This window comes from Pseudomonas sp. NPDC086112 (assembly GCF_044746425.1).
Classification (GTDB): domain Bacteria; phylum Pseudomonadota; class Gammaproteobacteria; order Pseudomonadales; family Pseudomonadaceae; genus Aquipseudomonas.
In genome coordinates this window covers 447,943-461,511 of sequence record NZ_JBIVCD010000001.1, presented here as the reverse complement: position 1 = coordinate 461,511, position 13,569 = coordinate 447,943, and the positions used below count along the sequence as shown (strand labels likewise).

The window sequence follows — 13,569 nt, the reverse complement described above, 5'->3', positions numbered from 1 at the left end:
TGGCGGTGAGCGTGCCGCCCACGACGCTGTACACCAGCGCCACCCCGGCCGAGCTCAGCGCCGGCAAGCCGCTGGTGTTACTCGACAAGGCATAGGTCAGCGGCGTGTCGGCGCCGGACTGGAAGATACCGGTCACGCTGCCGCTGGCCGTGGTCGCCTCGCCAGCCACGTCGCCCGTACCCCCGGCAATGCCGTTGGCCAGGCCGTCCTCGTCGACGGTTCCCGTTGCGGCGGTACCGGTCGCCGTCGGCGTGTCGTCGTCGACGGTGATGACCAGTTTGTCGGCCGCGGTCGTCACCGTGTCGCCGTCCTTGTCGGTGGCTTGCAGCAACGAGCCCAGGTTGATGGTGATGTCGTTCTCGTTGTTACCTGCCGCGTGATCCAGCGGTTTGAGCAGCGTGAAGGTGTAGGCACCCGCTGCGGTGAGGCTGAAGGTGAACACATCGGTCGCGCCGGCCGTGGCGGTGAGCGTGTTGCCCACGACGCTGTACACCAGCGCCACCCCGCCCGAGCTCAGCGCCGGCAAGCCGCTGGTGTTACTCGACAAGGCATAGGTCAGCGGCGTGTCGGCGCCCGACTGGAAGATACCGGTCACGCTGCCGCTGGCCGTGGTCGCCTCGCCAGCCACGTCGCCTGTACCCCCGGCAATGCCGTTGGCCAGGCCGTCCTCGTCGACGGCTCCCGTCACGGCGGTACCGGTCGCGGTCGGCGTGTCGTCGTCGACGGTGATGACCAGTTTCTCGGCCGCGGCCGTCACCGTGTCGCCGTCCTTGTCGGTGGCTTGCAGCAGCGAGCCCAGGTTGATGGTGATGTCGTTCTCGTTGTTACCTGCCGCGTGATCCAGCGGCTTGAGCAGCGTGAAGGTGTAGGCACCCGCTGTGGTGAGGCTGAACGTGAAGACGTCGGCACCGGCTACGCCGGCCGTGGCGGTGAGCGTGCCGCCCACGACGCTGTACACCAGCGCCACCCCGCCCGAGCTCAGCGCCGGCAAGCCGCTGGTGTTACTCGACAAGGCATAGGTCAGCGGCGTGTCGGCGCCGGACTGGAAGATACCGGTCACGCTGCCGCTGGCCGTGGTCGCCTCGCCAGCCACGTCGCCCGTACCGCCGGCAATGCCATTGGCCAGGCCGTCCTCGTCGACGGTTCCCGTCACGGCGGTACCGGTCGCCGTCGGCCCGTCGTCCTCGAAGATCATTTTGGAGCCGATTTCGGTTTTCGAAATAGAGGCCTGGACCAGCGTGAAACCACCAATATCAAAATCGGCATGGGCAGTGCCCTTGGCATCCAGGGCCGCCCCGTTCTCGATGAGCACGCGGTTGTGGTCCGTCGTTGTGGTGTATTCAATCTGGTAGCCGGCTTTAACGCCGGTGATGGTAGCAACCCCACCGGAAAAGGTGATGCCAATGGCCGGATCATTCACCGATCCGTTTGAGTTCTCGATCACCTGCCCGGTGCTGATGTTGATGATGCGAACATTGGTGATGGCAACCGACGCATCACCCGCATAGCCGTCGATGAACGCCGCGCCAGATTCAACAGCGGTGCTGAATGCGCTGATTTTTACCACAGCACTCTTGCCGCTTTGCAACTGCACGACGTCGAAATTGGCCATCTTCGCATTGAAGACGCCGGTAAAGTCGATGTTGGATTCAACATCTGCTTCGTTCTGATCCAGGTTAGGAATGGTCATATCCTGCCTGGCACCTGTGACGAACGAATAACGGATGCCTTCCTGTTCCGTAATCATCTGGCTGTTGGTGCCGAAGGTGGTAGGGCCACCCGCCTGGCTGGTATTGATCGTGTCGCCAGTCGTTATACTGGCGCCAGTTGACTGATTCGCCGGATCCTTGCCGGTGGCGATGATGACGGGATCCGTGATCCGCAAGACACCATCGACAGTTGCAGTTGCCGGGTTCGCTTTCGTGAACATCAGGAAGAGGTTCTGACCGGAGGGCGCATTGGCCAGGCTGAATTCCAGGTCCTGACTGGCGCCGACGTACACCTTATTGAGCAGATTGAGCGAATCATCGGCGTTCGCAGCATCTGGGTGCTTGAGCGGTTGGTACTCCACGGTCCAGATCTTGCCGCCCGAGACCGGCGATCCAGTTTCTTCGATATAGGCAGCGAACACGATCGCGCCGGTCGAGCCACCGGCCCGGCCCAGAACGATGTTGTCGTTGTTCGCGTCCGTATAGAGGAGGATGCTGGTGCCATTGAGGGTATCCAGACCGCTGTCCAGGCCATTGAGCGGTGCGCCATTGCTGTCGACGAAGCTGATATTGGTAATAGTGGCTCCGGGGTCCGCGGTGACGGTGAACGCATTGCTGCCCGTATTGCCCACGGCACCGGTATAGCCACTCAACGCTGCACCCGTTGCGGTCCCGGCACCCAGTGCGGTCAAACGGGTAGCGAAGGTCGAGGGCAGGGAGGTCACCAGAATGTCGTTGTCGTCAGCGTCTCCCGTAGGGGTTGGCGTGGCGGTGGCGTTCTGCAAACCGGACGTTTCGTCCAGCGAAACGTTCGCGCCGCTCGCCACGACGCTCATAGCGTTCGTCAGCAATGAATTTTGCTCAATTGTCATGACTTTTTCCTGGGTAATTGCGGTCATCAAGGCCTGACCGTTGACCATTGGTCGCAACTATGGATAAGCGCCGAGGATCGCGCATCGGCGGATACTCCCAGACGGTGTGGGAGTTTCGGACTACTCGGGAGGGGGAGGCGGGAAGAGGCGAGAGGGCGCGGCGTGGCAGCGATCATGAACAAAGGTCATCATGCTGGGGAAATTGGCGGTGAATCGAATGCCGGATAACTTCGTTCCGCTCAAGTAAACACTCAGCCCTTTACCGAGCGCTGGCCCTCGGTAAAGGGTTTTGATAGCTCATAACGACGTTCTGACTACCAACGGACAATCAACGGGCTGGGCACCCTCTACCTCAAGGGCCTCTATCAGGTGCCGGGCCGCATTGCGACCAATCTCGTAGTACGGCAATTGCACCGTGGTCAGCGGCGGGATGAACAGTTCGGCGATGCCGATCATATTGTCATAGCCGAGCACGGCGACATCGGCGGGAATTTTCAGGCCTCGGCCCAACAACAGCTGATAGGCACAAAAGGCAATCCGGTCGTTGCCACAGATCAGGATGTCGAATTGCGGGCGACCCTCGATGATGTGCCGGTCGAGGATGGCTGCGGTTTCACCATAGGCGTCATGATCGGAAAGGTCGTATTGCAGGAGTGCCTCAGGCGCAAGGCCAAATGCCTGACAGGCACGCTGCAGGCCTTTTTGTCGCAAGCCCCAGGCCAGGCTCTGTTTGGGCAGATTGATGCACAGAGGGCGCCGATAGCCTTGGCTCAACGCGTGATGTACGGCTCGATACTGCCCCGTTTCGTCATCTGGCACATAACTGACCAGGCGACTGTCATCTGCCAGGCAATTGGCGAGCACCAAGGGTTTGCTCTTCAAGCGTTCGGGAATGCATACCTGACGAAACCCCATGGCGCTGAAGATCAACCCGTCAGGACGGTGCGACAGCATCAGGTCAATGTTCTGGTCGGTTGGCGGGTTGCTCAACAGGTTGAGGATGAACACATTCCAGCCCGCCTGCTGCGCGGTCTGTTCGATGGACAGCAGCAACTCGACCGCGAACGGTGTGGTCGCGGTGTCCAGTGCGAACACTCCGATGGTTCGCGACTGGAGGTTGTCGCCGCGCATCTTGCGCGCCGACAGGCTCGGTACGAATTGCAGTTCGTCAATGGCGCGACGCACCCGCTGAAGGGTTTCGGGGCTCAGTTTTTCCGGATTATTGAGCGCTCGAGAAACCGTCATCAGGGACACGCCGGCCAGCTGTGCAACGTCTTTCACTGAAGTCATGCGAGGCGAGGCCGGTCAGGTTGACGCAGGATCATGACACAGCGCCCGGGTTTCTCGCGACTCGAATGACGCCGCTCACAGCCATCCCGAGGCCAGAGGCCACGCCTTGGGAATCGAGACACGGCCGCCACTCCCATGGGCAAACAGCTTCACGCCCAGGCTGTCGGGCCGTGGATAGAACCGACTGCTGAGACTGAAGCGCCCGTTTTCGTCGAACACCTCGATGGACGAGCGATCGAGAAATACGCGCAGTTCCAGTCGCTCTTGTGTCGGGTCAATCGCCACACTGCGCTGACCGGTGACTTGCGCACCCGAGCGGCTGCGGTCAAGCACCAGACGCTGCAGCGACGCATCGTAGTAGAGCAGGGTTTCTTCGTGGTCATCGTCGCTGCAACGCAAGGCGATTCCGAGGTGGCCGTTGGTGCAGCCACGCAAATCCAGATGCACATGGATTTCGAGCATCTCGCCATTCACTTCCGGCACGCACTGGGTTCCCGAACCCTCCCACCAAGGCACGCCCGGCAATGGCGCCATGCGCAGAGCGGTGAGCTCCCGTGCCGGATACACGCAAAGGCGATCGGCGTGCAGTTCAAGTTCGCGCGGCACACCGAGCATGCCGCACCAGTGATGAGCCTGGCTCGGCATTGGGCTTTCCCACATGTCGAGCCATGCCCACACAAGGCGCCGGCCATCGGCGGCCAGAAGCGTTTGCGCGGCATAGAAATCGTGGCCGTTATCCAGCTCGATAAAAGGCCCGCCGGTGAAGTGCCATTGACTGTCGAGTCGGCCCACTCGATAACCGGTCTGGTATTTGTTGAGGCGATCGTAACCCTGGGGCTGCATGCCCTGAGGGGAGTAGAGCAGCACATCGCGTCCGTTCAGCCGGAACAGATCCGGGCACTCCCACATATAGCCATCACCCTCGTTGCCGCTGGCTACATAATCGAGGAACTCCCAGGTGTGCAGATCCGTGGAACGGTACAGCGGCAGCAGCGGTTTATCGCCCAGACGTGCGCCGGCAATCAGGTACCAGCCGTCATCCTCCTGCCATACCTTGGGGTCGCGAAAGTGCATGATCGAATCGTGCGGCGCGGTCTCGATGACGGCGCCATGCTTGACGAACCGGATGCCGTCGCTGCTGGTGGCCAGGCACTGGACTTGACGGATCGAGCGCTCGTCACCCACGTCCCCCAGCCAGGTGTGCCCGGTGTAGATCAGTGCCAGGGTGTCTCCACACACCACCGCGCTACCGGAAAAACAACCGTCTCGGTCGAAGTCATCGCCGGGCGCCAGCGCAATGGGCAGATGCTGCCAATGGACCAGATCGGCGCTCTTGGCATGCCCCCAATACATCGGGCCCCATTTCGCGTCGAAGGGATGGTGTTGATAGAACACGTGGTATTCGCCACGAAAGTACACCACCCCGTTAGGGTCGTTCATCCAGCCCGCTGGGGGGGCAAGATGATAACCGGGACGATAATCATCGATGACGCGAGACAGGCCATCACTCAGCGCATATTGCGCAAGCTCAATTGCAGCGGACATTGGAACACTCATGGAATTCAAAGACACAGTCATAGGGCGCTTGCTCGTGCCGAGCGCAGAGGGACGCCAGCCGGCAGGGTTTCAACGGCGTGTGGGTGACGGCTCAAGGCCGCGCCGTCGGCGTCGAACAGGTGCAGGTTGTCGATGTCCAGTTGCAGCTCAACCCGATCGCCCGCTTGCCATCCGGCGCTGACCTCGCAACGACAGATCAGTGGCTCGTCCTGACCTGTCTCGAGGTGCACATAAGTTTCGCTGCCCAGGTATTCGACCGCGGTCACCACGACGCCGGCAGTTCCATCAGCCGCTTTGAGCGACACGTGTTCCGGGCGAATCCCCAGGCTCAGCGGCGTGCCTGCCGCCAGGTTCGAGCTATCGAAGGGCAGGGAGGTGATACCCCACACAAGGGTATCGACCAGGCTGGTTTCGCCTGGCGTCTGAAGGCGCGCCGACAGAAAATTCATTCTGGGCGAACCGAGAAAACCGGCGACAAAGCGGCTGGCCGGGCGCTCATAGAGTTCGCGCGGTGAGCCGACCTGTTCTACGCGACCGCCATTGAGCACGACAATTTTGTCGGCCAGGGTCATCGCTTCAACCTGATCGTGGGTGACGTAGATCATGGTCGAGCCGAGCCGATCATGCAGTCGGGCGATTTCGTTGCGCATCTGCACCCGCAAGGACGCATCCAGGTTGGAAAGCGGTTCGTCGAACAACAAAATGTCCGGTTCCCGCGCCATGGCTCTGCCCATGGCCACACGCTGACGCTGCCCTCCGGACAGTTCCTTTGGCTTGCGTTGCAGCAGTTTGTCCAACTGCAGGATTTGCGCAGTTTTCAGCACGCGCTCGCGCAGGCTGGTCTTCTCCGTCTTGGCCAGTTTGAGACCAAAACTGATGTTGTCGTAGACGCTCATGTGCGGGTACAGCGCATAAGACTGAAACACCATGCCGACACCACGCTCGCGCGGTTCCAGGTCGTTGACCCGACGCCCGTCGATCAGCAGGTCGCCGCCGCAGATCGAATCCAGGCCGGCGATCAGTCGTAGCAGGGTCGATTTTCCGCAGCCCGAAGGGCCAACAAACACCACGAATTCACCCGCCGCGATTTCCAGGCTGACGTCGCGAAGAATCCGCATGCCGCCCAATTGCTTGTTTACGTTGTCCAGTTTCAATTTGATCACGATGCTGTTCCTTGTCTTTGTTGGGCATCAACCCTTTAACGCGCCGGCAGTGAGACCGGAAACGATTCGGCGCTGGAAGATCAGCACCAGAATCACCAGTGGGACGGTGACCACCACCGAGGCGGCCATCAACAACCCCCAAGGCAACTCATGGGGGCTGCCGCCGGAAATCAAGGCGATGGCGACCGGCACCGTGCGTTGGGTGTCGGTGAGGGTGAAGGTCAGGGCAAACAGGAACTCGTTCCACGCGGCGATGAAAGCCAATAAGCCAGTGGTGACCAGTGCAGGCCAGAGCAGCGGCAACAGCACGCGGGTCAGCGTGACCCAGGGTGAGGCGCCATCCATGATTGCCGCTTCTTCCAGTTCATGGGGCAGTTGCCCCATGAACGTGGTCAGCACCCAGACGGTGAAGGGCAGGGTGAAAATCGTATAGCTCAGGATCAACGCCCAGGAGGTGTTGTACAGGCCCAGGGCGCGGATCACTTCGAACAGCCCCGACAGCACCGCGACCTGAGGAAACATCGACACGCCAAGGACCATCATCAAGACCGTGCCACGCCCCCGAAACTTCACCCGGCCCAAGGCATAGGCGGCGGTCAGGCTGAGGAACAGCGCCAGGGTCACCACGCACAGCGCAACCACCAGCGAGTTGCCGATCGCCCTCAGGAATGAGGCTTGATTGAGCACCGCCGCGTAATTGGAGAAGTCGGGGTTGTCGATCCAGTAGCTCACCTCGAACAAGGCGCTGGACGGCTTCAGCGACGTCACGATGGCGTAGTAGAAAGGGAAGACCGCATACAGCAGCAACACCCCGATCAGACACCAGAATCCGAGGCGCAACAGCGATTTTTTCAGTAGGCGCAGGTTCATGACCGGACCTCCAGTTGACGGCGTCCGAGGTAGAGATAAAGCAGGGCGATGACCGCAACCACCAGAAACAGCAGCGTCGAGGCCGCGCTGCCGTAACCGACGTCCTGGAATTCCACGAGGTGCTGGCGGGCATACACCGACATGCTCATGGTGCTTGACGAGTTCGAGGTCAGCACATAGATCACGTCGAACACCCGCAGCGAGTCGAGAATACGGAAGATCGCCGCCACCAGCAGTGCGGGCATCAGCAGGGGCAGCGTGACACGCCAGAACACCTTCAGCGGATGAATACCATCGACCCTGGCGGCTTCGTAGCAATCGCTTGGCAACATCTGCAAGGCGGCCAACATCAGCAGCGTGACAAAAGGGACGGTCTTCCAGACATCGACGATGATCACCGCCCACATCGACAGATCCGCATCGGCCGTCCAGGCCAGAGGGGCGTCAATCAGGCCCAGGCTCAGCATCAGGTGATTGATGATGCCGAACTGGTCGTTAAGCATCCATGACCAGATCTTCGCCGAAACAATGGTCGGAATCGCCCAGGGAATCAGAATCAACGCACGCACCAGAGCACGTCCGGTGAACTTGATGTTCAGCAGCAACGCCACCAGCAGCCCCAGTACGACTTCCAGTCCCACCGACACCACGGTGAAATACAAGGTGTTGCGCACCGCGTTCCACCATTGCGGGTCGACCAGAATGCCCGACCAGCTGGAACCGTTGTGGAACAGATAATTGCCAAAGCCTATGAAGGTTCCGCCACCGGTGTCCGCCAGGTTGGCGTCGGTCAGGCTGAACCAGAATGTGCGCAGTAGCGGCCATGCTGCCACCAGGGCCAGACACAGCAGCATCGGCGTCAGAAACAGCCAGGCGGCGCGCACTCGGCGACGTTGTACGGGCGTTTCCCTGGTGAGCAGCAGCTCATCACAGGGGGCATGGGTAGAAGAGACAGACATGGTGATTTCCTTCCTTGTGGCTTACCAGTTCCGGCGTTTGATGCGCGTGAGTTCGCTTTCCAGTTCCGCCAGCGCCTGATCGACAGGCAACTCGCCCGCCAGCACACCATGCACTCGATCGAAGAACGCATTGGAGACCCGTGGATAGCGATCGGCGGTGATGGAGGCGGGACGCATGACCCCATCGTTGAGAATGCTGTGCAGCTGGGCGTAATAAGGCATGGCCGCGAGCAGTTCGGGGTCTTGATACAGCGACTCGATAACCGGGTTATAGGCGCCTATCAGGGCACGATGTTTTTGCTCTTGGGCACTGGTCAGGTAGCTCACCAGTTCTGCGGCCAGTTTTGGATGGGCGCTGTAACGCGATACCGCCAGGCCCCAGCCACCGAGGGTGGATGCATGGCTGCCGGCCTCGCCACCGCGGGGCAGGGGAGCGACCCCGACCTTGTCTTTTACGGCACTGTCCTGACCCTGGACCAGGGCCCAGACATACGGCCAGTTACGCATGAACAGCGCATTGCCCGACTGGAATACGCCCCGGCCTTCTTCCTCGGTGTAATTGAGCACGCCACGCGGGGAGATGTCGCCTACCCAGCTTTTCGCCAGGGTCAACGCCGTTCTTGAAGCCTGACTGTTGACCACGATATCGCCTCGTGAATTGACCAGTCCGCCTTGCGGTTGACTGCTGATCCACTCCAGCGCATTACACGTCAGGCCCTCGTAGGCGCGCCCTTGAAAGATGTAACCCCAGGCATTGGGGTTCCCGGCAGTGCGTTCAGCCTGTTGAATAGTTCTGGCGGTAGCGGTCATTTCCTCCCAAGTCCGGGGAACCTGCTGGTTGTACTTCTCCAGCAAGTCCTTGCGGTAATACAGCAGGCCCGAGTCGGTGAACCACGGCATCGTCACCAGCCGTCCGTTTACGGTGGCGTTATCCACCTGTGCCTGGAAATAGCCCTGGGTCGCGTTGGCGGGAAGCACCTCGCGCAGATCCAGCAAATGTTTGGCCAACATCCCCGGCCACACCATATCGATTTGAATGATGTCGATGTCGCTGGACTGCGCACTGAGGATCTGTTGGTAGAACGACAATCGCTCGGTGGCCGAGTTAGGTGTGGAAACCACCTCGACGTTGTTGCCGGTCTGTTTCGACCACGCCTGGACAGCCTCTTTGCAGAGTTGTAACTCCGCACCTACCGCCCCACACGAGATCGTCAAATCGGCTGCGCTCGAGAGGGATGGAAGCCCGGCGCAGAGGGTAAGCAGTGTTGCTGGAAGAAGAGATTTGAGGTGTTTCATAAAGCCCTCTTTATTTTTGTTTTTAGAAAAGTTAACGTTAACATCGCCAAATGTAGCAGTGTATTTGCGATGAGGCATCCTTTTTTTGGTGGATTTTGACAATTAACAATTCACGAAAAAAAGGCCGGTCGCAGGACAGAAAAATAAAAACAAAACAGGAAATCCCCCATGCAGAAAGCATCAAGCTGGCTACTCGCAGGCGTACTCGGCACCTCGGCGGCGACCACTCAGGCCGCGACTCTGGAAGAGCGCATGGCTGCGTTTGAAGCCCGTGCCAGCGCGGCGGAAAAACGCGCCGCCGCAGCCGAACAGCAAACCCAGGCACTCGCCAGGGAATTGCAGCAAATCAAACTGGCGACTCCCGCCTTGCAGGCGTCGGCGTCTACTGCAGCCGCCACTGCGGCGCCCACTTTGGACACTCGACTGGCAAAACTCGAAGCCCGTCAGCAAAGCATGGAAAAGCAGGACAGTAGCGGACACCTGACTGACGGTTTCAGCTTCAAGGGCTACGCCCGCTCCGGATTGCTGATCAACGATGGGCTGGGTGGTGGTCGTGGCGGCCCTTATACAACGCCTGCCGGTTCAGTCGGTGGTGCCGTCGGGCGACTCGGTAACGAAGACGACACCTACATGCGCATAGATCTCTCGAAAGAAATCTATGCGCAAAACGGTACCCGTTCCAAATTCACGGTGTCCATCGCCGACGGTGTGGAAAGCTCCAACGACTGGACCGCCGACGAGAGCAATCTGAACGTGCGTCAGGTGTTTACCGAGCTCGATCATCTCGCCGCCTTCAAGGGCAATTCAGTGTTCGAGAACTCCACCCTGTGGGCTGGCAAACGATTCGACAGAGACAACTTCGATATCCACTGGCTGGACTCGGACGTGGTCTTTCTGGCCGGCACCGGGGGTGGTATCTACGATGTGCAGATGAACAAGGACTGGCGCTCGAATTATTCCTTGATGGGGCGTAACTATGGGGATTTCAGTGAGGGCGGTGTCAATGCCGATGTGGAAAGCTACATCCTGACCTCCAACCAGTTCTTCGATAATGGTCAGTGGCAGTGGATGTTCAATGGCATTGGCTCAAAGAAAAACGACTTTGCCACTCGCAGCAATGCAGCGGGCCTGACGCCTGCGGATTCCGGTTTGCACAGCATGGTCGCGAATCATCAGAAAAACTTTTTCGGCCGCGAAGGCTTCTTTAAAACAGCGCTGCTCTACGGGCAAGGTCTGGGGGCAGAGGTCAAGAACATCGGTTCGGATGGCGAGCTGATCGACGACGCCCGGGCTCTGCGTCTGGCGCTTTACGGCGAGACACCCATTGCGCCGGGCTGGCGCATCGGCCCCAGTTTGCTGGCCGAACAAAGCAAGGACAGATACGTCAAGGGTGACGACTACCGCTGGATGACGTTGAACGTGCGGTTGGCCAATGAAATCAACAGCAATTTCGAGATGGCCTACGAGATGAGCTGGCAAACCATGGACCTCGACCCCAAGGGCTACCTGCAACGTAATGCGGTCGACGGTAACTTCTGGAAATTCACCATTGCCCCGACATTCAAACCCGACGTTGGAGACCTGCTCACACGCCCCGAATTGCGAGTATTCGCAAGCCTGATGAACTGGTCTTCGGATCTGGACGGATACAGTTCCACAGACAACTTCGGCAAGTCGGACTTCAACGCCGGCGGTGTATGGCAGTACGGCATACAGATGGAAACCTGGTTCTGATATCTGCTTCATCTGTGTAGGCGCCAGGCTTGCCGGCGAAGGTGTCTTTGAAAGCGCCTTCGCCGACAAGCCTGACTCCTACGAAGCGTTCATCAGGCGGTTCTTCCACGTTGAATCACGATGGGCGGCTCGATCAGTTGCAGTTCGAGCTCACCCGAGGCTGGCACGAATCGCGGGCCAGTGCTTTCAGGCGTTGCCCGCAACCTCCAGGTGCGCTGCACCTTCGCCAGTTTGGCGACTCCCGACCCCAGGGACCAGCGCCGGCAGACCTTCTCCAACTTGAGTGGGTAAATGGTCAGTTGGTCGCCTTTGAAGTGCATGCGCAGGAAACACTTGTGGTCGGCGATGCACTGCGAGGAAAAAACCGCCTCGCTATGTAGCCCCCAAAAGGTGTTGCCCATCACCATCCAGGCACCGAACAACAGCCCTCCCAAACTGCCGCCGAGCACCAGCGTTTCCGCCAGGAACAACACAACCTGGTGCAGGTTTTCAACCTCCAACTGCAGGTAGTGGATGTTGACACGGCCCATCAGCCACAGCAGTCCGATCGCCAGTCCCAGATGAAGGACCCCGTGAACAGCTCCAATGGCATAGGCGAGCTTTCGGGTGCGCTTGACCCCGGCGGCTGAGAACACGGCGCAACCCAGCACAATGATCACGGCGAACATCACCGACGAAGGACTGTGTGACAAGACCAGGAGCAGATGTCGCCAGACTTCACTGATGTTGGGAATAGACGCTTGGAGGTCAGACAACACGTCCATCAGGCTGCGGTTGCCTCGTGCCAGGTGGGGCACCGTGCTGGCGCTTTGTACCATCCAGTCAAACAGCAGGTACAAGATGGCCAGCATGGCGCAGAACGAGAAATTCCGGGTAGGTAGCCGCCATGCCCGATTACGCAGTTGCTCGGAGGTCTTTTTGGCCGGGTAGACCGCCGCCAGCTCGTAGTGCTGCCGGGTTCCGCCAACGTTGATCGGCTTGGGCGGATCGGGAAGGTGATGGGTGGCATTCAAGAAGGCGCCACCGCCTCCGCAGGTGATGCGCTGCGGCGCCTGGGTGCCCGCTTGTGGCTGGTAGCGCGCGTAGTGGTGTGAGTCTCCGGCCAAGACGACCGCGAGGTGGTCACCCAAGAGTTCCTCGATCTCGCGCAGGCTGCGAAAGCGCGGCGTCTGGGTTTCGATCGAGGGCAAGGCCTTGCTGTCCTCCCGTGCCAGCCGCTCGGCCTCGTCCACCCAACTCGGCTCGGGTGTGCAGAGGATCACGCGATCGCCTGGCTGCAATTTGGCGTGCATCTGCTGGAAGTATTGCTTCTGCTGTCGGTCGATCATGGATTCAAACTGCAGATCCAGACCCCAGATCCACCAGCCATTGGGCAACTGCAGCACGTAGTAACCAGTGCGCTGGCGGGTTTCCCAGGCGCCGATGGGCTTCTGCTCGCAAAACAGTTGGGAGAAACCGCGCAGACCGTCATACCAATCGTGGTTGCCGGGCGTCGCCAATATCCACGGCGCACCCGGCTGCCGTACGGGCTGGGCCTGGTCACCAGGGCGCTCCTTGGGTACCGGCGCGGGAAATGCGGCGCGGAAGGGATCAAGGAAACGGGTGCGATACCCGTTGCCGGCCGGTGTGGGATAGACCTGATCGCCGCCGAGCAGCAGCACGTCGCCGCGCGGCAGTGAGAGCTGGTGTTCCGGCAACTCGACAGCATGGCTGACACACAGCGCCATCGAGTAGGTGGAGTCCCAGCCATCGCCGGTATCGGCCAGATAATCGACCCACACGTCACCGTCGGCAACCACCTGGATAGGCGGGTTAGAGTCCCGGGGGTTGAGCATCGCCAGCACTTCGCGCGGGTCTGCGAAGGCTCCCATCGTGGTGGCGACAGCCGTTTGCAAGCCCGTGCGCATCAGCTGCAACGGGCCTAGCCAATTGACCATCGCCTCCTGGGTGTAAAGCTCGATGCGGCTATTGAGCGTGGGAGATTGGGTGGAACGGGTCATGGCGAGGGGCGAAGTGTGCGGCGTGTGCGCCTCTCCAGCGCGAAACTCAATCGAATGCTCCTTCATCATCCAGCCTCCATTGCTGTAACGAGTTCAGGTACCTCAAAAGGGTGATCTTT

At 60.0% G+C, this 13,569-nt stretch carries 8 protein-coding genes and 1 pseudogene; 1 reads left to right on the top strand and 8 read right to left on the bottom strand.

What is annotated here, in order from left to right; translation table 11 throughout:
* The 7 genes and pseudogenes from ACIPLA_RS02030 to ACIPLA_RS02000 form a co-directional block, all read right to left on the bottom strand.
* Positions 1-2,581 (bottom strand): annotated as a pseudogene (locus tag ACIPLA_RS02030) (hypothetical protein); the annotation flags it as partial.
* A 297-nt stretch (positions 2,582-2,878) separates the two neighbouring features.
* Positions 2,879-3,871, bottom strand: a complete 993-nt coding sequence (locus ACIPLA_RS02025) for a LacI family DNA-binding transcriptional regulator (protein ID WP_218395074.1) — start codon at positions 3,869-3,871, stop codon at positions 2,879-2,881.
* Positions 3,872-3,946: 75 nt separating this feature from the next.
* Positions 3,947-5,449 (bottom strand): glycoside hydrolase family 32 protein, encoded by a 1,503-nt coding sequence (locus ACIPLA_RS02020; protein WP_401170969.1) that lies wholly within the window; start codon positions 5,447-5,449, stop codon positions 3,947-3,949.
* A complete protein-coding gene (locus tag ACIPLA_RS02015) occupies positions 5,446-6,591 on the bottom strand; it encodes an ABC transporter ATP-binding protein (protein ID WP_401170967.1) in 1,146 nt (381 codons plus the stop codon). The genes ACIPLA_RS02020 and ACIPLA_RS02015 overlap by 4 nt, the downstream gene beginning before the upstream one ends.
* 27 nt (positions 6,592-6,618) lie before the next feature.
* Positions 6,619-7,461 carry a carbohydrate ABC transporter permease gene (locus ACIPLA_RS02010; RefSeq protein WP_401170965.1) on the bottom strand — a complete coding sequence of 281 codons (843 nt, stop codon included), beginning with the start codon at positions 7,459-7,461 and terminating at the stop codon, positions 6,619-6,621.
* Positions 7,458-8,420 (bottom strand): carbohydrate ABC transporter permease, encoded by a 963-nt coding sequence (locus tag ACIPLA_RS02005; RefSeq protein ID WP_008074257.1) that lies wholly within the window; start codon positions 8,418-8,420, stop codon positions 7,458-7,460. Before ACIPLA_RS02005 ends, ACIPLA_RS02010 begins: the two co-directional genes overlap by 4 nt.
* Before the next feature lie 21 nt (positions 8,421-8,441).
* On the bottom strand, positions 8,442-9,716 hold the full coding sequence (locus ACIPLA_RS02000) for an ABC transporter substrate-binding protein (protein WP_401170963.1): 1,275 nt from the start codon (positions 9,714-9,716) through the stop codon (positions 8,442-8,444).
* Positions 9,717-9,884: 168 nt separating this feature from the next.
* On the opposite strand from ACIPLA_RS02000, the gene ACIPLA_RS01995 reads away from it, so the two are divergent.
* Positions 9,885-11,450: a carbohydrate porin gene (locus ACIPLA_RS01995; protein ID WP_401170960.1), complete on the top strand. Its 1,566-nt coding sequence runs from the start codon at positions 9,885-9,887 to the stop codon at positions 11,448-11,450.
* A 92-nt stretch (positions 11,451-11,542) separates the two neighbouring features.
* Here the strand turns inward: ACIPLA_RS01995 and ACIPLA_RS01990 are convergent, their stop codons facing one another.
* A complete protein-coding gene (locus ACIPLA_RS01990) occupies positions 11,543-13,516 on the bottom strand; it encodes a preprotein translocase subunit YajC (RefSeq protein WP_401170995.1) in 1,974 nt (657 codons plus the stop codon).
* Between the last annotated feature and the right edge of the window lie 53 nt (positions 13,517-13,569).